A 19,539-nucleotide genomic window follows, 5' to 3' on the forward strand; every position below is an offset into this window, starting at 1 on the left:
TCCTACAGTGGTTTCTACCCTTTAACCAAGGACTCTTATGTCGCGTCGTATCTCCCCCGTCATACCCGGCTTCGGGCTGACGCTGGGCTACACCGTGGTGTACCTCAGCCTGATCGTACTCATCCCCCTCGCGGCGATGTTTGTACACGCCGCTCAACTTACCTGGGATCAGTTCTGGAACATCATCTCCGCACCGCGCGTGCTGGCGGCGTTGCAACTAAGCTTCAGCACGGCGCTGTACGCCGCGTTGATCAACGGCGTGATTGGCACACTGCTGGCCTGGGTGCTGGTGCGCTACACCTTCCCCGGTCGCAAGATCATCGATGCGATGATCGACCTGCCCTTCGCCCTGCCCACCGCCGTCGCCGGTATCGCCCTGACGGCGCTGTACACGCCTAACGGCCTGGTCGGCCAGTTCGCCGCGGACCTGGGTTTCAAGATCGCCTACACGCCGCTGGGCATCACCCTGGCGCTGACCTTCGTCACCCTGCCGTTCGTGGTACGCACGGTGCAGCCGGTGTTGGCCGATATTCCCCGGGAAGTCGAAGAAGCCGCCGCCTGCCTGGGTGCCAAGCCGTTGCAGGTGTTCCGCTACATCCTGGTGCCTGCGTTGCTGCCAGCCTGGTTGACCGGTTTCGCCCTGGCGTTTGCCCGTGGCGTCGGTGAGTACGGTTCGGTGATCTTCATCGCCGGCAACATGCCGATGAAAACCGAGATCCTGCCGTTGCTGATCATGGTCAAGCTCGACCAATACGACTACCGCGGCGCCACCTCCATCGGCGTGCTGATGTTGGTGGTTTCCTTTGTCCTGCTGCTGCTGATCAACTTGTTGCAGCGGCGCATCGAACGTCCATAAGGAGGCGCGGAACATGTCCCAATCGTCTATTTCCGCCGCGTCCTCGGCCAACGCCGCCCGCCGTGGCAGTGCTGCGTCCCGACGCATCCTGATCGGCCTTGGCTGGCTGGTGTTCGCACTGTTCCTGCTGTTGCCGCTGTTGATCGTGGTGACCCAAGGCCTGAAAAACGGCCTCGGTGCGTTCTTCACCGCGATCCTTGAGCCGGACGCGCTGTCGGCGCTGAAACTCACGGTGATCGCCGTGGTGATTTCGGTGCCGCTCAACCTGGTGTTCGGCGTCAGCGCCGCGTGGTGCGTGAGCAAGTACTCGTTCCGTGGCAAGAGCATCCTGGTGACGCTGATCGACCTGCCGTTCTCGGTGTCGCCGGTCATCGCCGGTTTGGTCTACGTGCTGATGTTCGGCGCCCAGGGCTTCTTTGGCCCTTGGCTGCAGGAGCACGACATCCAGATCGTGTTCGCCTTGCCTGGCATCGTGCTGGCGACCATCTTCGTCACCGTGCCCTTCGTGGCCCGTGAACTGATCCCGCTGATGCAGGAGCAGGGCACCCAGGAAGAAGAGGCCGCGCGCCTGCTCGGTGCCAATGGCTGGCAGATGTTCTGGTATGTCACCGTGCCGAACATCAAATGGGGTCTCATCTACGGCGTGGTGCTGTGTACCGCACGGGCGATGGGTGAGTTCGGCGCGGTGTCGGTGGTGTCCGGCCACATCCGCGGCGTGACCAACACCCTGCCGCTGCACGTCGAGATTCTCTACAACGAATACAACCACGTTGCCGCGTTTGCGGTGGCGAGTCTGCTGCTGATCCTGGCGCTCTTCATCCTGCTGCTCAAGCAGTGGAGCGAGAACCGTATTAACCGCCTGCGCGCCGGTGCGGCTGAGGAATAAGTCATGTCGATCGAAGTCCGTAATGTCAGCAAGAACTTCAACGCCTTCAAGGCCCTGAACAGCATCAATCTGGACATCCAGAGTGGCGAGCTGGTGGCCTTGCTCGGCCCGTCCGGCTGCGGCAAGACCACCTTGCTGCGCATCATCGCCGGTTTGGAAACCCCGGATGACGGCAGCATCGTGTTCCACGGTGAAGACGTGTCGGGCCACGACGTGCGTGATCGCAACGTCGGCTTCGTGTTCCAGCACTATGCGTTGTTCCGCCACATGACGGTGTTCGACAACGTGGCGTTCGGCCTGCGCATGAAACCGAAAAACCAGCGCCCGAATGAAAGCCAGATCGCGGTCAAAGTGCATGAGCTGCTGAACATGGTGCAACTGGACTGGCTGTCCGATCGCTACCCGGAGCAACTCTCCGGTGGCCAGCGCCAGCGTATCGCCCTGGCCCGTGCCCTGGCGGTGGAACCGAAAGTGTTGCTGCTGGACGAGCCCTTCGGTGCCCTCGACGCCAAGGTGCGTAAAGAACTGCGCCGCTGGCTGGCGCGCCTGCACGAAGACATCAACCTGACCTCGGTGTTCGTGACCCACGACCAGGAAGAGGCCATGGAAGTCGCCGACCGCATCGTGGTGATGAACAAGGGCGTGATCGAGCAGATCGGTTCACCGGGCGACGTCTACGAAAACCCGGCCAGCGATTTCGTCTATCACTTCCTGGGTGATTCGAACCGCCTGCACCTGGGTGAAGACCAGCATGTGCTGTTCCGTCCACACGAAGTGTCGCTGTCGCGTCATGAGCTGGAGGATCACCACGCCGCTGAAGTGCGGGATATTCGCCCGCTCGGCGCGACAACCCGTGTGACGTTGAAGGTGGAAGGCCAGAGCGAGCTGATCGAAGCTGAAGTGGTGAAGGACCACGACAGCCTGACCGGTTTGGCCCGTGGCGAGACCCTGTTCTTCAAGCCCAAGGTCTGGCAGAAAGCTTAAAAGCCCACCCAATATCCCATAGGGGAATGGGATCTGAATGTGGGAGGGAGCAAGCCCCCTCCCACATCAGACCTCGCTAGGCTTTAGGTCACGGCGAGTTACCGGCCCCGACCGCTCTTCGATCTGCTGCTTGAGCCCCTGGCGCAACCCCAGCAGAAACGCCAACTCCGCCACCACGAACAACGGCCCCACAATCAGTCCCGACACGTCATCCACAAACGCGGGCTTGCGGCCTTCGTAATAGTGGCCGACAAACTGGATCACCCAGCCCACCACAAACATCCCCACGCCGCTGCTGAGCCACACCAGCGTGCTTTGCGCCGCCAGCACATGCCCGGCCCACACCGACAGGCCCATCAGCACCGTCATAAGCACACCCAGAGCCAGCTCCAGGCGCAGGTAAAACCACGCCGACAACAGCGCGACAATCACGGCGGGGGAAATCCACAGGCTGCCCACGGCCCATTCGGGGCGCGACAGCAGCACGGCAACCGCCACCACAATCAACGGGATGCCGATAAAGTGGCTGGCGATATTGCGCGGGTCGCGATGGTAGGCGGCGTATTGACTGAGATGGTCGACGAGGCTTTTCATTGTTATTCCTCCTGTAGGATGTTTGATCATGCCCTGTCAGCCTGTGGCGAACTGTCAGCTGGGCGACAATCTTCGGAGTTCACATGGACGCAGACAAATGGCACGCCCGGTTGGGCTGTGGCCACTGGTTCCGTCATCTGCCTTCAGATTTGCAGCGTAGCTTGCTGGCAGCGGCCCGGCCACGCTCGCTGACAGCAGGACAGTTGCTGTTCAAGCGCGGTGATCCCCCGTGCGGTGTGTATGCAGTGCTGGAAGGTGGGGTGCGTATCAGTGCAGTGAATGCCCAGGGCAAGGAAGCGGTATTGAGCCTGGTTGAGACGCCTTACTGGTTCGGCGAAATCTGCCTGTTCGATGGCCTGCCGCGTACCCATGATGCCCTTGCCATGGGGCCATGCACATTACTGCAGGTGCCGCAGGCGGCAATGCTCGGCATCCTGGAGCGGCATCCGCAGTATTGGCGCGATGTAGCCCTGCTGATGAGCCACAAACTGCGCCTGTCATTGATCAATATCGAGCAGATGAGCCTGATGCCCGCGTCGGCGCGGCTGGCCCATCGGTTGCTGATGATCGCTGAAGGCTACGGGGAGATAGAACAGGCCCGCCGCGTGTTGCACCTGCCTCAGGAGGATCTTGCGGCGATGCTGGGCCTGTCGCGCCAGACCATTAACAGTCTGCTCAAGACGCTGGAGCAACAGGGTGTCATTGAGCTCAGTTACGGCGCGATTGAGATACTCGATTTCAATGGCCTGCGGGTGTCTGCGGGCCTATGAGCCGCGATACGTAGAGAACCCGTACGGGCTGAGCAGCAGCGGGATGTGGTAATGCTGGTCGGCCTGTTTGACTCGGAAAATGACCGGCACTTCTGGGAAAAAGGTCTCGCGGTTGGCCTTTTTGTAGTAATCGCCCGTCTTGAACACCACACGGTACTCACCCGGCTTTATGCTGCGATTGGCGGGAAACAGTTCGCTGATGCGTCCCTGCTGGTTGGTGACGCCTTGGGACAGCGACTGCCATTGGTCGCCCACGTGCTCTTCCAGGGTGACGCTGACCCCTGCACTCGGCAGGCCATTTTCAAGGTTGAGCACATGCACGCTCAACGGATTGCCGTCGGCCAGTGCCAGGTTGCACAGGCCGCTCAGGCTGAGGGCGGCGAGGGTCATGTTTAGGGTTTTCATCGAGAAGTCCTTTTGACAGGGGAGATTCAAGGGGTGGTTTTTAAGCCCAGTTGCTCGGCGGCTTGCAGGGCACAGGCTTCGTCCTGTGCCGCGCCGCCGGCACCTGCGATGCCCAGCGCGCCGACCAGTTCAGCCTCGGCAAACAGCGGCACGCCGCCGCCGAGCAACAGCAACTCGGGCAAGCTGTTAAGGTTGGCCGCTTCGGGATTGTTGCGAGCGCGCTCGGCAAACACGCGGGTCGGGGTCTTTGTCGATAGCGCGGTGTATGCCTTGCGTTGGCTGGCGAGGCTGTTGTGCGGGCCGACGCTATCGGCTCGCAGGGCCACCAGCAGGTTGCCGCCGCGGTCCAGCACGGTCAGTGCGGCGGTGCAGTGCGTCAGGCTGGCATCGGCCAATTGGCGCGCAGTGCGCAAATCAAGGTCGGCATGACGCGGCAAGAGGGGCGCAGCCTGAGCGGCGGTGCAGGCGGCGAGGCTCAGGAACAAGGCAGTGCGATACATGGTGAAGGCTCCTTAAAACAGGCCATCACGTTAGCCAGCGGGCAGGGTCAGAAGCCGCACAATTTGATGACAATTTTGTAATCAAACTACGAGGTAACGCATGCAGGTGTTGTTAGTGGAAGATCAGCCCCAACTGGCGCAGCGCATGGCTCAAGGTCTGAGCGAGGCTGGCTTCACGGTAGAAGTCGCGGCGAATGGCATGGCGGCATTGCGCTTTGTTGAAAGTACCGAATACGACCTGGTGATCCTGGATGTGATGTTGCCGGGTCTGAATGCTTGGAAGCTGCAACAGGCCATTCGGCAGAAGGGGCAGACGCCGCTGCTGTTCCTGACCACGCCGGGCGGGATTGAAGATCGCCTGCGCGGGCTGGAATTGCATGAGGATGACTATTTGCTCAAGCCGTTTGAGGCCAAGGCGCTGGTGGCGCGGGTGAAGAAGGTGTTGCGGCGCGACCGCGGGCGGTGATTGATCAGGTATTTTTGCTGCCTGAGCCAACGCTATCGCGGGCAAGCCCCCTCCCACAGGGGAATGCATTTCAAATGTGGGAGGGGGCTTGCCCGCGATGAGGCCATCACCATCACCCCAAACCTACCTACCGCAATCCATCCCGAAACTGCCCCGGCGTCATCCCCGTCCAACGCTTGAACGCGCGGTTGAAGCTGCTGGTATCGGCAAACCCGAGTAAATGACTGATCTCGGCCAATGAGCAGTTCGGGTCGCGCAGGTGCAGCAATGCCAGGTTCTCCCGGCATTCATTGAGCAACGTATCAAACCGGCAGCCCTCATCCGCCAAGTGCCGCTGCAAGCTGCGCAGGCTCAGGTGCAAGGCCTGGGCGATGCGTTCGGCACTCGGCTCGCCATCCGGCAATTGCGCCTCGATGGCCGCGCGTACCTTGCGTTCCCAGGTCAACGGTTGCAGTTGGGCGAGGGTGCGCTTGAGCACGGTCTCATTATGTTCGGCCAGTTCCGGGTTGGCATCGTCCAGGTGGCTGTCGAAGTCATGGGCGGCGAATTCCAACGCGTCTTCCTCGGCACCAAAAAACACCGGTGCGCGAAATACCGTGTGCCAGGGGCTGGGGTCGGCAGGTTCAGGGCGCCGCAAGTGAACGGCCAAGGGGGCGTAGTCGCGGCCCAGGCGGTTACGGCAGGTGCGCACATAGATCGCCGCGAAGGCATCGATGGCTTCCAGCGCCGGTGCCGGGCTGCCTGGGGGCTGCAGCAGGCGAAAGCGATAACGCTCGCCTTCGCGACTGAGCTCCAGCGTCAGCGCATCGCTGACCACCTGGTGATACCGCACGATGCGCTCGAACACCTCGCGCAGGCTGCCGCTGGCCACCAACGCATAGCCCAAGGCATGAAAGGTCGTGGGGCTGACAAACCGCGACACCCGCAAACCAATCGCCGGATCCCCGCTGGCCTGCACCGCCAGTTCCCACAAGCGCGTGGTGGCCGACAGCGGGTAGCGTGCATTGGGATCGTCCATCTGTTGTGGGTCGAGCCCGGCTTGCACGCACAACGCGGCGCTGTCGAGGCCCAGGGCGTCGAGCTGCTTGCGCAGGGCGCGGGTCCAGCTGGCGAGGGAAGTGGGTTCAGTCATGGCGATTGGCGCTTGCGGTCAACAGGTTGGCGTGTGGGGCTAGCGTCCTGCAAGAAGCTCTGGTGCAGGATGTAACCATCAATAAATAAGAGGATGGGAGCATGGACGGTACTTCTGCAAGTCCCCAGCAGATGAACGCGCAACAGCGTTCGGCGCATATCCGTGAAGTGGTGCTGGCCGAGGGCGTGCGACTGCGCCGCCGGCACCCCTGGTTGCTGCATCAGGACGCGCTGGGCGCGGGCATCCTGGCGTTTGCGCTGGTCGGCATGGTGGGTTCGGCGGCGCTCTACATCACGGGGCACATGGCTTGGTGGGCGTGCCTGCTGCTCAATGCGTTCCTGGCGTCACTGACCCACGAGCTGGAACACGACCTGATCCACAGCATGTACTTTCGCAAGCAGCGCCTGCCCCATAACCTGATGATGGGCCTGGTGTGGCTGGCGCGGCCGAGCACCATAAACCCGTGGGTGCGCCGGCACCTGCACCTCAACCATCACAAAGTCTCCGGTACCGAAACCGATATGGAAGAGCGCGCCATCACCAACGGCGAGCCGTGGGGTTTTGCGCGCTTGCTGATGGTCGGCGATAACGTCATGTCGGCGTTTATCCGCATCCTGAGGGCCAAAACCTGGAAGCACAAACGAGCGATCATCAAGCGCTCGCTGCTGGTGTACGCACCGCTGGCGCTGCTTCATTGGGGCGCGTGGTACATCTTCCTCGGCTTCCATGCCGCCAATGGTATTGCGGGTCTGATGGACACGCCGATTGAATGGTCGGCCGCTACCGTGCAGATGATGCACGTGATCGATATCGCCGCCGTGGTGATCATCGGGCCCAACGTGCTGCGCACCTTTTGCCTGCACTTCGTCAGCTCCAACATGCACTACTACGGCGATGTGGAACTGGGCAACGTGATCCAGCAGACCCAAGTGTTGAACCCCTGGTGGATGTGGCCGTTGCAGGCGTTCTGCTTCAACTTTGGCAGCACCCATGGCATCCACCATTTTGTGGTGAAGGAGCCATTTTACATCCGCCAGATGACGGCCAAGGTGGCGCACACAGTGATGGCCGAGATGGGCGTGCGCTTCAATGATTTCGGGACGTTCGCGCGGGCGAATCGGCTTGGTTTTCCACCGCCTGCAGGGTTTCGATCAGCGCCTTCGCCGCAGGCGACAAACGCACCCCAGCGCGGCTGATTATCCCACTGCGGTTGTGCAGGCTGTCCAGATTGTGCGGCAGGTTGCGCCAGTGCAGCATGTGCAACTCGCCGCTGGCGAATGCGTCGACAAACGCCTCTTCAGCGCCCAGGCCGATGGCGTCGGAGTGCCGCACGATGCTGGCCAGCGCGGCAAACTGCTCCAGCTCGATCGCGGGGGCAAAGTCGACGCGCCCGCTGAGGTTGGCCAGCAGCTTGCGAATGCCCGGCGCGATCAGCGGCGTGGCTAGCGGGTAGCTGAACAGGTCGTTGGTGGACAGGCTGTCCTTGGCCAGCAGCGGGTGCCCGTCGCGGCAGAAAAACACCATGCGTCTTGGGCTCAAGGCCTGGGTCTGGAAGCTCGGGTCGGCCTCGAAGTGACGCACATCGGCGATAAAGAACTCGATCTCTTCACGGCTTAGGCTACGCCCGAGTTTTTCCCAGTTATCCACCTGCAAAACGCTGCGCACCTTGGGGTAGGTGGAGATAAAGCGCGCCATGGCCTGGGGCACCAGGTTCACCCCTGCCACGGCATCGCTGCCGAAGCGCACCTCACCGGCGTCGAGTTTGGTCATGCGCGTAACTTCATGGCTCAGCAAGGCCGCGCCTTGCACCAGGCTCAAGGCGTGTTGCAGCACCACCTGGCCTTCGGGGGTGGGGCGCAAGTCTTTATTCGCGCGGTCGACCAGCACACAGCCGAATTCCTGTTCGAGGCCCTGGATGCTGCGGCTGAATGCCGGTTGGGTGATGCCCATGGCGTCCGCAGCGCGCACGAAACTGCGGTGCTCGTTGAGGGCGATGAAGTAGCGCAGTTGGCGAAGGTCCATGGTGTGCCCGGCATCCTGTGGGAGAACCGGGATTTTAAGGGGGTTGCTTATTCCGTCAACGAAGTGTGTTTGTTTTATCTAGATCTTAAACGTATATCTATAGAGCGGGCGCCGTGCGATAGGTGGCCGGGCTGAACACCCGCGTCACCACCAGCATCGCGACCGCCGTCACCGTCAGCACCCCCCAGGCGCTGACAAAACTACCGGTGAGTTCACGCAGCCAGCCGGTCAGCCAGGGCGAAATCGCATTGATCAAAAAGCCCACGCCCTGCACGAACGCCGCCAGTTGTCCGGCCTGGCGCGGGTCACGGTGGTGATCGAGGGTCAGCAGCAGGCTCAGTGCAAAACACGCGCCCAGACCGAAGCCGCACAGCGCGACCCACAGATGGGGGAACTGCAACGGCGCGATCAACAGGCCGAGATAGCCGATGGTCTGGGCCAGCAGGCTGATCCACAGCAGCGGGCGACGGTCGACCCCGCGTTGCGCCAACACCGGCATCAGCAACGCGGCGATCACCTGGAAGATTGTCATGAACGCCAGCAACGAACCACTGGGCAACACACCCCAACCCAGTTGCTGATAGTAGGCCGGCAGCCACGCCACCAGGCTCATGTAGCCGCAATTCACCAAGCCGAAATACAGCGCCAGCAGCCACGCGCGACGATTGCGCAGGCCCTGAAAGGCAGGTGCTACCTGTGGGTTTTTCGCTGCGCCCAGCGGCAACCAGGCCCACAGCAGTAGCGCGGCCAATGCCGGCAACAGCCAAACCCCAAGCCCGGCCTGCCAGTGCTGGAAATGACTGGCCACCACCGGACTGAGCAGCGCCGCGAGGCCGCCGCCGGCCATCAACGATGCCGAATACACGCCCATCGCCACCGGCACGCGCTGATGGAATTCACGCTTGATCATCGCCGGCACCAACGTCTGGATCAGCGCCACACCGGCACCGCCAAGCAATGCGGTCACCAGCAACGTCGAACCCTGGCCCATCAGCCAACGGGCCAGGCACGCCAGCAGGATCATCACCAGGCCCAGGGCGATGCCGCGGCGTTCACCCAATCGCGCTTCGACGCGTACGCCTACCAGCGCCACCAAGCCCATGCACACTACCGGCAGGCTGGTGAGCAGGGCGCTGCTCTGGAAACTCAGGCCGGTGGCCTGGCGAATCTCGCCGAGCAACGGGCTGATGGAGCTGAGGATCGGGCGCAGGTTCAGGCCCAAAACCACCAGCAGGCCCCAGCCGGCGAATCTGCCCATGAGTGAAGCGTTAAACGTCATGCAAGACCTGTCGGGGACACAAAAGAGGCGTGAAGTATGGAGAGCCCACGAGGTATTTTGAAATTAAATATAAAGATTCCAACCCGTGGCTCAGTGCGCTTAACGCAATTTCAGGGCTTGCATCCATGGGTCTGGCCGATAGCCTGGGGTGCCGTAGTTGTCCTTTCGACCATTGAGCACGGTGACTACGTGGTTATCTTGGGCCATGACCCCAGGTGCACCATTTATTAAATCTTGTGCATTGGTCTGTTGGACATAGTTGCTCAAGCCCAGACGGTACAGTCCTTCGTGGGTGTGTTCCCAACTGTCCAGGCTATTCAGGGCTGCGGCGAAACTTTGGCGCGCGTAGCCATTGTTGTTTTCTACCTGCGCCCGCTTGGCACTGACGGCATACATGAAGTTGGCTTCATTCAGCATCTTTTGGTTCGTTCCTTTAAACCCTGAGCGTTCAGCGGCGTATTTAAGCTCGGCATAGTTCACATGATAGGTGAGGTTAGGGTTGTCCCTCATTCTGATATTAAACCCATCTCTGGTTTGTTCTACCGACGAGTAAACCTGATTGGGGCCACCAAACCGTTGCATCGCCGCCTTTATTCCCGCGACCGTTACGCAATTCATGGTGCCCCATTTTTGTGAGAACCCGCTGACCAGTTCATTTGGGGTGTAGGCTCTCGCGGTGATGGGCTGGGTGCCCCGTTGGTATGCATTGGAGGAGGGCGTGGCGCGTGTCGCCCACTTCTGGTCGCCGCCATCCGGACGGTTTGTAGGGGCGTCACCGCCGGCGAAGCTAATTGCGCGCCCCCCTCTTTGGGCCTGTGGTGCGCGGGGCGCGGAGCGCTGCGTGTCGGCTCGAGGTGCTTGGGGCAGATAACTTTCTACTGTGGCTCTGAGTTGGGCGTAGATATTCATGAGCTCTCTAATCCTGTGTGATCTGCCAGTGCCAGAGGCACTCAGGCGCGTTATCGAAACCGGACAGTTGCTGACGTGTTGTTAGGCTCGCCGCATTGAACTGTTGGTGGTTCGTGACAGGGCTGGGTTCCAACAAGAAGGTGCCAGGAAATGCCTTTCGCCAAACAAGCCGGGCTTGGTTTGACGTGGCAAACCCATACCTTTTTTGAATATTTTTTATGCCTAAAGAGCATCAACTCTAAGCGCTTTGGCGCCAGGCTAAGCGGGCCGTGGCTTTGACGTATTCGAAGGTTTTTCTTATTCAATTAAGATATATCTATAACTTTAAAGATTACTTTAAGAGATAAGCGTCTGGCACCGATGATTCAGCCCTCGACGGCCTTCCACGCAGGCCAGTCGGTTTTTTGTTTCAAAACCGAGGGAGTGAATTAATGGGCAATGTCCAGACCGCCGCCAGTGCACACGAGGCGCAATGGCGCCAGGCACCGAGTGGCGAGTTGGTCGACCTTGGCCGGCCGCACCGTGCGCCGTTGGGGCAGTTGCGGACGCAGAAAACGCCAAAACGTTTCTCCAGCCGTCGCGAAGCGGTCCTGCTCGGTCTGCTGGTGCTGGCTCTGCACGGTGCGGTGATCTATTGGGTGAGCCAGAAGCCGACCCCGGTGCTGCCAGTTGTGCCGCCGGAAATTCCGCCAATGACCATCGAATTTTCCCAACCGGCGCCGCCCGTGGTGGAACCGCCGCCGCCTGTGCCGCCGCCCCCTCCGCCCCCCGTGGTCGAGCCACCGCCGCCGGTGGTGGATGAGTTGGCCGCCAAGCCGGCGCCGCCCAAACCGATTCCGAAACCCAAGCCCAAGCCGGTTCCCAAGCCTGAGCCCAAGCCCGCACCGAAACCGGTCGACCCGCCGCTCGCGCCGCCAACACCGGCGCCACCCGCGCCTGCACCTGTTGCTCCGCCCGCGCCGGCTCCGGTGACACCCGCTTCGGCCAACGCCGCGTACTTGAAGAACCCGGCGCCGGAGTACCCGTCACTGGCCCAGCGTCGCGGTTGGGAAGGCACGGTGTTGTTACGGGTGCATGTACTGGCCAGCGGTAAGCCGGGCGAAATCCAGATCCAGAAAAGCAGCGGTCGCCAGCAACTCGATGACGCCGCACTGACCGCCGTGAAGCGTTGGAGCTTCGTGCCGGCCAAGCAGGGCGATGTGGCTCAGGACGGCTGGGTCAGCGTACCGATCGATTTCAAGATTCACTAACTATTGCGCTGCGGTGTGTTGCACACGCCGCGACCTGCACAGAGGGAAAACATCATGGCATTAGCATCTCCACTTGAATCCATCGAAAGCGCGGTGATCTGGCTGCTGGTGGTTTTTTCGGTCGCCACTTGGGGCCTGGCCCTGCTCAAGGGCGTGCAGTTCGGTCGCCTCAAGGCCCAGGATCGCAGGTTCCATAAACAGTTCTGGGCGGCGTCGAGTCTCGACTCGGCCGCCGAACTGGCCGAAACCCAGCCAGGCGCTGCTGCCCGTGTCGCCCAGGCCGGTTATGCCGCGATCCAGGTGGGTGAAACCCCGCACGCCGCTGACCTCAGCCAGGCGATCAACCATCAGGACCGTCTCGAACGTGCCCTGCGCCAGCAGATCGTGCGCGAGCGCCGTTCCCTGGAGACCGGCCTGGCCGTGGTCGCCAGTATCGGTAGCACCTCTCCGTTTATCGGCCTGTTCGGCACCGTGTGGGGGATCATGGAAGCGCTCAAGGGCATCAGCGCCGCCGGTTCCGCCAGCCTCGAAACCGTGGCCGGTCCGATCGGTGCAGCACTGGTTGCGACGGGCGTGGGTATCGCTGTCGCGGTGCCGGCGGTGCTGGTCTACAACTATTTCCTGCGTCGCCTGAAACTGACGGCTGCCGACCTGGATGACTTTGCCCACGACTTCTACAGCCTGGCGCAAAAGAATTCGTTCCGCGTGCTGCTGCACCCGGCCCTGACCAAGCATGCGCCCGGCAACCCGCAGAAAGTGAAGGAGGCGTCCTGAGATGGCCTTTTCCACGCAAGACAGTGATGAGGTGCTGAGCGAGATCAACGTCACGCCGCTGGTGGACGTGATGCTGGTACTGCTGGTGGTGTTTATCGTCACCGCGCCGCTGTTGACCAACGCGATCCCGATCAACCTGCCCAAGACCGAGGCCGTGGCCCCGGTGGAGCAGAAAGACCCGCTGGTGGTGAGCATCGACGGCGCCGGCAAACTGTTTATCAACAAGGACGAAATCCAGCCGGACCTGCTGGAATTCAACCTGCAGGCGGCGAAGGCCAAGGACCCCGATGTGCGGGTGCAACTGCAGGCTGACGATGGTGTGAACTACGGCGAAGTGGCGCGAGCCATGGCGTCTATCGAGCGCGCGGGGATTACCAAGCTGTCGGTGATTACCGCACGTTAGTTGCAACGCTTCCACCAATAGCCTCGACAATTTTTTGGCCGTTTCCTTGGCAGGGTGCGGCCTTTTTTTTGCCTGGGATTTACTCAACACCCCCGAGTCCCTATGTGGAACCTGGTCAATGTGGGAGGGGGCTTGCTCCCGATGGCAGTGGGTCAGTTGATACAGGTGGCGGCTGATACACCGCTATCGGGAGCAAGCCCCCTCCCACAGTTTGATATTCATCGGTTTTGATATTTTGGTTATTAATAAATAGCTTCTTATTCCTTAACGAATATAACCCTCGTCCCTATACTGTTAGCAACGTTAAACGCTGCAGGAGGGCACACCCATGCACAGCGAGTCGATTCGTTACCTGATCGTGCCGGGCTGGCAAGGATCGCCAGAAGATCATTGGCAAAGTCATTGGCAGAACAGCCTGCCCAACAGCGCCCGTGTGGAACAGGCCGACTGGCTGACGCCACGGCGCGAAGACTGGGTCGCCGCGCTGGCCGAGGCCATTGCGGCCGACAGCACGCCAGTGATCCTGATCGCCCATAGCCTGGGCTGCATCACCGTGGCGCATTGGGCGGCTACCGCGCCAGTGCAGTTCCTGCGCCAGGTGCGTGGCGCCTTGCTGGTGGCTCCGGCCGATGTCGAACGCCCGGCGTGCTCGCCTGCCCTGCGCAACTTTGCGCCGATTCCGACCGACTTGCTGCCGTTTCCCACCCAGGTGGTCAGCTCCGATAACGACAGCGCCGTCAGCGCTCCCCGGGCCGTGGAACTGGCGCGTAACTGGGGCGCTGAAGCCGGCATTCTGTCCGGTGCCGGCCATATCAATGTGAAGTCCGGCCACCAGCGTTGGGAGCAGGGTTTCGCCTACCTTTATCGCCTGCAAAGCCGCCTTGAGCATCACGCCCGGCGCACTGCCTGACTATCTTTAAACGCCCCGTCCCTGAGTGGATTTGGGGCGGGAGCCTGCCATGAGCCTGCATGAAACCTACGGCCAGCCACTGCTGACCTTCCCCGACGCGGAAAAAAGCCCGCTGAGCATTCGCGCCAAAGCGCTGGTCTTTGTTGATCCACGCTCGCGGCAACTGCGCGAAGACCTGGAAAGCCTCGCGCCGCGCGCCCTGCCGGTGCTGATTCGCGGCGAGACTGGCAGCGGTAAAGAGCTGCTGGCGCGGCACATCCACCGTGGCAGCGACCGCACCGGGCTGTTTGTTTCGGTCAATTGCGGCGCCATCAGCCCGACCTATGCCGATGCCGAGTTGTTCGGTTATGCGGCCGGTGCCCACAGTGGCGCGGCCAGCAGCCGGGCGGGGTGGTTCGGTTCGGCGAATGGCGGCACCTTGTACTTGGATGAGATCGGCGACTTGCCGCTACCGATCCAGGTAAAACTGCTGGCCGCGCTGGAAAACCATGAAGTCACCCGCGTCGGCGCCCATCAGCCCAGCCCGGTGGATGTGCGCCTAGTGGCGGCCACCAGCATCGACTTGGCCCAGGCCGTGGCCGCCGGCAAGTTCCATGAGCGCTTGTTCCATTACCTGAGCGAAGGCCAGCTGGACTTGCCCGCCTTGCGCGAGCGTGTCGGTGACATCCTGTCCCTGGCCGAGTATTTCCTGGGCATCTACAGCCAGCGCCTGGACCTGCCGGTGCCGCTGATCAGCGACGCCGCCCAGCGCGTGCTGGAGCACCACACCTGGCCGGGTAATACGCGTGAGCTGGAAAACGTTATTCACTTTGCATTACTGGTCAGCAGCGGCGACGAGATTTTGCCCGAGCATCTGAATTTGCCTGTGGGGGGCACGCCGTTGGAGCAGGTACAGCGAATTTTCAACACGGCCAGCCCCGCCGAGCAGGAAACCTTGCGCAGCTTTCTACGTGAACAAGCCACTACATGAGCAAAATGGAATATCAACGTGAATAAAAGATATTGTTCGGGAATAAAAAATCTAGGTATTGTCCCTCCCACGCCGCGATAGCACTTCGCTGGCACACCACATAAAAAACGGCCGTCAGAGACGACCCGGAATTTCGATAAGGACACTGCATGAAAAAGGTTCTGTTGTTTACCGCACTGGCGGCTGCCCTGACTGCTGGCTTCGCCCAGGCTAACGAGAAACTGGTGGTGGCCGCGACCCCAGTGCCGCACGCCGAGATCCTCGAATTGGTCAAGCCAACCCTCGCCAAAGAAGGCGTGGACTTGGAAATCAAAGTCTTCACCGACTACGTACAACCTAACGTGCAGGTGGCTGAGAAGCGCCTGGATGCCAACTACTTCCAGACCCTGCCGTACCTGGAAAACTTCAACAAGGGCAAGGGCACCAACCTGGTCACCGTGGTTGGCGTGCACGTTGAACCCTTCGGCGGTTACTCGAAAAAGATCAAGAACATCTCCGAGCTGAAAGATGGCGCCACCGTGGCCATTCCTAACGAAGGCTCCAACAGCGGCCGCGCCCTGTTGCTGCTGCAGAAAGCCGGTGTGATCACCCTGAAAGATCCGACCAACGCCCTGGCCACGCCAAAAGACATCGCCAGCAACCCCAAGAACCTGAAGTTCAAAGAGCTGGAATCGGCCCTGCTGCCACGCGTGCTGGATCAGGTTGATCTGGACTTGATCAACACCAACTACGCCCTGGAAGCTGGCCTCAACCCAGCCAAGGACGCGCTGATCATCGAAAGCGCTGACTCGCCGTACGTGAACTTCCTGGTGGCTCGCCCGGACAACAAGGACAGCGACGCTATCCAGAAACTGTCCAAGGCCCTGACCAGCCCGGAAGTCAAAGCTTTCATCGAGAAGAAGTACAACGGTGCGGTAGTGCCTGCGTTCTGATGTAACTGAAAACCCCCTTCAAGGTTTCAACGCCGATGGCTTATATAGCGTCGGCGTTTTTTATGCCTGAAATTTGGAATGCAATCCAAATGTGGGAGGGGGCTTGCCCCCGATTGCAGTGTGTCAGCCAATCAATCTGTAACTGATACACCGCCATCGGGGGCAAGCCCCCTCCCACATTTGATCTTCATCTCACAGTGGATACTTCGGTGTTTTACAGGGCTCTGCTATTGATCGCCCGGCGCAATGCCACCAGCCACTTCACCAGTTCCTTTGGATCGATTGGTGTTGTTGTGTTCATTATTCAATCCCTCGAAATACAGACCCCCCAACCATAGCTGTCACCTGCCAAACCCGCGAATCCGACGGTTATCTTTTTGGGTGATATGAATATGCTATTTAGGTATTTAAATTTTACTTTTTATACCTTTAAAGTTCGCGCTACCCGGCGTTACCCACGCTGGATCGGACGGCGCTCGCCGCATTACCCCTGCGGCGTCATGGACTAGAAATGACCTTCGATTTCGCTTTTATCCTCAGCACCTTGCCGGCGTTTCTAAAGGCCGTGGGGGTGACGCTGCAAGTGGGCTTGATCGCCATTGCCACCTCCTTGCTGGTGGCACTGATCAACGCGGCGCTGCTGGTGTTTCGCACGCCGTACCTGTCGCGGCTGGTGGCGCTGTATGTGGAGCTGGCGCGCAACACGCCGCTGCTGATCCAACTGTTTTTCGTGTACTTCGCGCTACCGGCCCTGGGCTTCAATATTTCCGGGTTCTGGGCGGCAATCATCACCATGACGTTCCTTGGCGGCGCCTACCTCACCGAAGTGCTGCGCGCCGGTGTGGAAGCGGTGCCGCTGGCGCAGATCGAGTCGGGCAAGTCCATCGGCCTGTCCGACTGGCAGCTGCTGCGCCACGTGATCCTGCCCCAGGCCGGCATTCTCAGCTTGCCGGCGCTGTTCGCCAATTTCATCTTCCTGCTCAAGGAGACCACCGTGGTCTCTGCTGTGGCGGTGCCGGAGATTCTCTACACCACCAAAAGCTACATCGCCCTTTACTACAAGACTTACGAAATGCTTGCCGTGCTGACGCTGATTTGCGTGCTGCTGTTCCTGCCACTGTCGCTGCTGCTCAGCCGCCTGGAAAGGAGGCTCCAGCATGGCCAGTTCGGGTCTTGAGTTGTTGTGGGTGTCGTTGCCGCAACTGGGCAAGGGCGCTGCGCAGACCCTGTCGATTTCGTTTTTGAGCATCGCCTTCAGTACTGTCGGCGGCGTGCTGTATGGCGTGCTGCGCACCTTGAACAACCGGCTGATCAACGCTGTGCTACGGGTGTACCTGGAGTTGTTCCGCGCGATTCCGGTGCTGGTGTGGCTGTACCTGCTGTTTTTCGGCCTGCCGATTTTCTTTGGCCTGAGCATCCCGAGTTTCTGGTGCGCGGTGCTGGTGCTGTCGTTGTGGGGGGCCAGCGAGGTCGGCGAAGTGGTGCGCGGCGCGTTGCATTCGCTGCCCCGTGGCCAGCGTGAAGCGGGGTTGTCGATTGGGCTGTCCGACCCGCAACTGTACGGCTACGTGCTGCTGCCCCAGGCTCTCAAACGCATGACGCCACCGACCATCAACGTCTACACGCGCATCATCAAGACCAGCTCCCTGGCGGTGCTGATCGGCGTGGTGGACGTGATTAAGGTCGGTCAGCAAATCATTGAGCGCACCTATGAGTCCGTGTTGATCTACGGCGTGCTGTTCCTGTTTTTCTTCTTTATCTGCTACCCGTTGTCGGCCGCCTCCAAGGTGCTGGAACGGCGCTGGGCCCAAACATGAGTGCGTTGATCGAGTTCCAGGGTTTCAACAAATTTTTCGGCGACCAGCAGGTGCTCAAGGGCATCGACCTGAGCGTGCAAAGCGGCGAAGTGGTGGTGATCCTCGGCCCCAGCGGCTGCGGCAAAAGCACCTTGCTGCGTTGCCTCAATGGCCTGGAAGTCGCACACAGCGGCAGCCTGCGTTTCGCCGGCAAAGAGCTGTTGGACAACAGCACCGACTGGCGCCAGGTGCGCCAGGACGTGGGCATGGTGTTCCAGAGCTACCACTTGTTCCCGCACATGAGCGTGCTCGATAACATCTTGCTTGGCCCCTTGAAAGTACAAAAACGTGACCCTCGCGAAGCCCGTGAACAGGCAGAAAAACTGCTCGATCGCGTAGGCCTGGCCGATAAGCGCGACGCCTTCCCGCGTCAGCTGTCCGGCGGCCAGCAGCAACGCATCGCCATCGTCCGCTCGTTGTGCATGAACCCCCAGGTCATGCTGTTTGACGAAGTCACCGCCGCCCTCGACCCGGAGATGGTCAAGGAAGTGCTGGAAGTGATCCAGGGCCTGGCCCGCGATGGCATGACCCTGTTGATCGTCACCCACGAAATGGCCTTCGCCCGCGCCGTCGCCGACCGCGTGGTGTTCATGGAGGCCGGTCGCATCCTTGAACACAACACCCCCGAAGCATTCTTTAAGAACCCGCAAACCGCACGCGCGCAGCAGTTCCTGGAGAAGTTCTCCTTTGTTTCAACACTGCCCAAAAAGACCCAGGAACTGGAGCTGATATGAAAAAGTTACTGCTGCCACTGTTGGCCGTCGCCCTGCTGGCCGGCTGCGATAAGAAGGCTGAAGAGCCCACCAAACCCACGGCTGCCGCCGTGAGCTATATCGACAAGATCAAGGCGCGGGACAAGCTGATTGTCGGCGTCTTCACCGATAAGCCACCGTTCGGCTTCGTCAACGAAGCAGGCCGCTATGTCGGCTTCGATACCGACATCGGGCGCCGATTCGCCAAGGACCTGCTCGGCGATGAAAACAAGGTTGAGTTTGTCGCCGTCGAGCCGGCCAGCCGTATTCCGTTCCTGCAAAGCGACAAGGTCGACTTGATCCTCGCCAACATGACGGTGACGCCGGAGCGCAAGGAAGCGGTGGACTTTACCAACCCCAACTTGAAAGTTGCGGTACAGGCCCTGGTGCCTCAGGACAGCTCGGTGAAAAGCCTGGATGACCTGGCTACCCGCACCACCATCGTGACCACCGGCACCACGGCTGATATCTGGCTGACCAAGCACCACCCGGACTGGAAACTGCTCAAGTTCGAGAAGAACTCCGAGTCGTTGCAGGCGCTGTCGGCTGGACGGGGTGATGCCTACGCTCAGGACAATCTGGTGCTGTTCAGCTGGGCCAAGCAGAACCCGGGCTACCGCGTGCTGGAAGAAAAACTCGGTGATGAAGCGCCGATTGCGCCAGCGGTGAAAAAGGGCAACGTCGAACTGCGTGACTGGGTGAATGCCGAGTTGGCGAAGTTGGGTGAGGAAAAGTTTTTGCTCAAGCTGTACGACCAATATGTGCGTAAAGAGCTGAGCGATGACACCCAGCCTGAGAGTGTGATTGTTGAAGGCGGGAAGTGGCAGGGTTGATACCGCTATCGGGGGCAAGCCCCTCCCACATTATTGATCTGTGAATACATTCAAGT

23 protein-coding genes are annotated in these 19,539 nt (G+C 60.6%); 16 read left to right on the plus strand and 7 right to left on the minus strand.

Going from position 1 to position 19,539, the window contains the following annotated elements; translation table 11 throughout:
- Positions 1-37 precede the first annotated feature (37 nt).
- Genes cysT through AC3ZU9_RS06480 form a run of 3 tightly spaced genes read left to right on the plus strand, consistent with a single transcriptional unit; the run spans position 38 to position 2,726 of the window.
- Positions 38-856, plus strand: coding sequence for a sulfate ABC transporter permease subunit CysT (cysT, locus tag AC3ZU9_RS06470; RefSeq protein ID WP_012721625.1), 819 nt, complete (start codon positions 38-40; stop codon positions 854-856).
- 13 nt (positions 857-869) lie between these two features.
- A complete protein-coding gene (gene cysW, locus AC3ZU9_RS06475) occupies positions 870-1,742 on the plus strand; it encodes a sulfate ABC transporter permease subunit CysW (protein ID WP_490090450.1) in 873 nt (290 codons plus the stop codon).
- A gap of 3 nt (positions 1,743-1,745) precedes the next feature.
- Positions 1,746-2,726, plus strand: coding sequence for a sulfate/molybdate ABC transporter ATP-binding protein (locus AC3ZU9_RS06480; protein ID WP_046034569.1), 981 nt, complete (start codon positions 1,746-1,748; stop codon positions 2,724-2,726).
- A 66-nt stretch (positions 2,727-2,792) separates the two neighbouring features.
- On the opposite strand, the gene AC3ZU9_RS06485 is transcribed toward AC3ZU9_RS06480, so the two are convergent.
- A complete protein-coding gene (locus AC3ZU9_RS06485; protein ID WP_012721628.1) occupies positions 2,793-3,320 on the minus strand; it encodes an Mpo1 family 2-hydroxy fatty acid dioxygenase in 528 nt (175 codons plus the stop codon).
- A gap of 83 nt (positions 3,321-3,403) precedes the next feature.
- On the opposite strand from AC3ZU9_RS06485, the gene AC3ZU9_RS06490 reads away from it, so the two are divergent.
- Positions 3,404-4,090, plus strand: coding sequence for a Crp/Fnr family transcriptional regulator (locus AC3ZU9_RS06490; RefSeq protein ID WP_490090451.1), 687 nt, complete (start codon positions 3,404-3,406; stop codon positions 4,088-4,090).
- On the opposite strand, the gene uraH is transcribed toward AC3ZU9_RS06490, so the two are convergent.
- Complete coding sequence (gene uraH, locus AC3ZU9_RS06495) at positions 4,085-4,495, minus strand: hydroxyisourate hydrolase (RefSeq protein WP_012721630.1); 411 nt, start codon at positions 4,493-4,495, stop codon at positions 4,085-4,087. The two genes, AC3ZU9_RS06490 and uraH, sit on opposite strands and share 6 nt — an antisense overlap.
- 26 nt (positions 4,496-4,521) lie before the next feature.
- Positions 4,522-4,995: a GlcG/HbpS family heme-binding protein gene (locus AC3ZU9_RS06500; protein ID WP_093546236.1), complete on the minus strand. Its 474-nt coding sequence runs from the start codon at positions 4,993-4,995 to the stop codon at positions 4,522-4,524.
- A 100-nt stretch (positions 4,996-5,095) separates the two neighbouring features.
- Here AC3ZU9_RS06500 and AC3ZU9_RS06505 point away from each other — a divergent pair, with 100 nt between their 5' ends.
- Positions 5,096-5,461 (plus strand): response regulator, encoded by a 366-nt coding sequence (locus AC3ZU9_RS06505; protein WP_043204631.1) that lies wholly within the window; start codon positions 5,096-5,098, stop codon positions 5,459-5,461.
- Positions 5,462-5,588: 127 nt separating this feature from the next.
- Here the strand turns inward: AC3ZU9_RS06505 and AC3ZU9_RS06510 are convergent, their stop codons facing one another.
- A complete protein-coding gene (locus AC3ZU9_RS06510) occupies positions 5,589-6,593 on the minus strand; it encodes an AraC family transcriptional regulator (RefSeq protein ID WP_012721632.1) in 1,005 nt (334 codons plus the stop codon).
- Between the two features lie 101 nt (positions 6,594-6,694).
- On the opposite strand from AC3ZU9_RS06510, the gene AC3ZU9_RS06515 reads away from it, so the two are divergent.
- On the plus strand, positions 6,695-7,789 hold the full coding sequence (locus AC3ZU9_RS06515) for a fatty acid desaturase (RefSeq protein ID WP_122810939.1): 1,095 nt from the start codon (positions 6,695-6,697) through the stop codon (positions 7,787-7,789).
- Here the strand turns inward: AC3ZU9_RS06515 and AC3ZU9_RS06520 are convergent.
- From AC3ZU9_RS06520 to AC3ZU9_RS06530, 3 genes are all read right to left on the minus strand, one after another.
- On the minus strand, positions 7,680-8,615 hold the full coding sequence (locus AC3ZU9_RS06520; RefSeq protein WP_122810938.1) for a LysR family transcriptional regulator: 936 nt from the start codon (positions 8,613-8,615) through the stop codon (positions 7,680-7,682). The genes AC3ZU9_RS06515 and AC3ZU9_RS06520 overlap by 110 nt on opposite strands.
- Positions 8,616-8,712: 97 nt before the next feature.
- Complete coding sequence (locus tag AC3ZU9_RS06525) at positions 8,713-9,894, minus strand: CynX/NimT family MFS transporter (RefSeq protein WP_490090452.1); 1,182 nt, start codon at positions 9,892-9,894, stop codon at positions 8,713-8,715.
- A 99-nt stretch (positions 9,895-9,993) separates the two neighbouring features.
- The gene (locus AC3ZU9_RS06530; protein WP_490090453.1) at positions 9,994-10,803 is read right to left on the minus strand and encodes a hypothetical protein; all 810 of its coding nucleotides are present in this window, start codon (positions 10,801-10,803) and stop codon (positions 9,994-9,996) included.
- Positions 10,804-11,234: 431 nt separating this feature from the next.
- On the opposite strand from AC3ZU9_RS06530, the gene AC3ZU9_RS06535 reads away from it, so the two are divergent.
- From AC3ZU9_RS06535 to AC3ZU9_RS06580, 10 genes are all read left to right on the plus strand, one after another.
- Complete coding sequence (locus tag AC3ZU9_RS06535; RefSeq protein ID WP_102059914.1) at positions 11,235-12,053, plus strand: energy transducer TonB; 819 nt, start codon at positions 11,235-11,237, stop codon at positions 12,051-12,053.
- A gap of 54 nt (positions 12,054-12,107) precedes the next feature.
- Positions 12,108-12,827, plus strand: a complete 720-nt coding sequence (locus tag AC3ZU9_RS06540) for a MotA/TolQ/ExbB proton channel family protein (RefSeq protein WP_012721646.1) — start codon at positions 12,108-12,110, stop codon at positions 12,825-12,827.
- Position 12,828: 1 nt separating this feature from the next.
- Positions 12,829-13,230, plus strand: coding sequence for an ExbD/TolR family protein (locus AC3ZU9_RS06545; protein ID WP_010565408.1), 402 nt, complete (start codon positions 12,829-12,831; stop codon positions 13,228-13,230).
- A gap of 328 nt (positions 13,231-13,558) precedes the next feature.
- Entirely contained in the window at positions 13,559-14,140 is a 582-nt protein-coding gene (locus AC3ZU9_RS06550) for an alpha/beta hydrolase (protein WP_012721647.1), read from the plus strand.
- Positions 14,141-14,189: 49 nt separating this feature from the next.
- Positions 14,190-15,110 (plus strand): sigma 54-interacting transcriptional regulator, encoded by a 921-nt coding sequence (locus tag AC3ZU9_RS06555; RefSeq protein WP_102059915.1) that lies wholly within the window; start codon positions 14,190-14,192, stop codon positions 15,108-15,110.
- Positions 15,111-15,259: 149 nt separating this feature from the next.
- Complete coding sequence (locus AC3ZU9_RS06560; protein WP_012721649.1) at positions 15,260-16,042, plus strand: MetQ/NlpA family ABC transporter substrate-binding protein; 783 nt, start codon at positions 15,260-15,262, stop codon at positions 16,040-16,042.
- Between the two features lie 511 nt (positions 16,043-16,553).
- Complete coding sequence (locus AC3ZU9_RS06565; RefSeq protein ID WP_003187615.1) at positions 16,554-17,219, plus strand: amino acid ABC transporter permease; 666 nt, start codon at positions 16,554-16,556, stop codon at positions 17,217-17,219.
- Positions 17,200-17,859 (plus strand): amino acid ABC transporter permease, encoded by a 660-nt coding sequence (locus AC3ZU9_RS06570; RefSeq protein WP_012721653.1) that lies wholly within the window; start codon positions 17,200-17,202, stop codon positions 17,857-17,859. Before AC3ZU9_RS06565 ends, AC3ZU9_RS06570 begins: the two co-directional genes overlap by 20 nt.
- A complete protein-coding gene (locus AC3ZU9_RS06575) occupies positions 17,856-18,632 on the plus strand; it encodes an amino acid ABC transporter ATP-binding protein (RefSeq protein WP_046034574.1) in 777 nt (258 codons plus the stop codon). Before AC3ZU9_RS06570 ends, AC3ZU9_RS06575 begins: the two co-directional genes overlap by 4 nt.
- Positions 18,629-19,483, plus strand: coding sequence for a transporter substrate-binding domain-containing protein (locus tag AC3ZU9_RS06580; RefSeq protein ID WP_012721655.1), 855 nt, complete (start codon positions 18,629-18,631; stop codon positions 19,481-19,483). Before AC3ZU9_RS06575 ends, AC3ZU9_RS06580 begins: the two co-directional genes overlap by 4 nt.
- Positions 19,484-19,539: the final 56 nt, after the last annotated feature.

The organism is Pseudomonas sp. A39, from assembly GCF_058145955.1.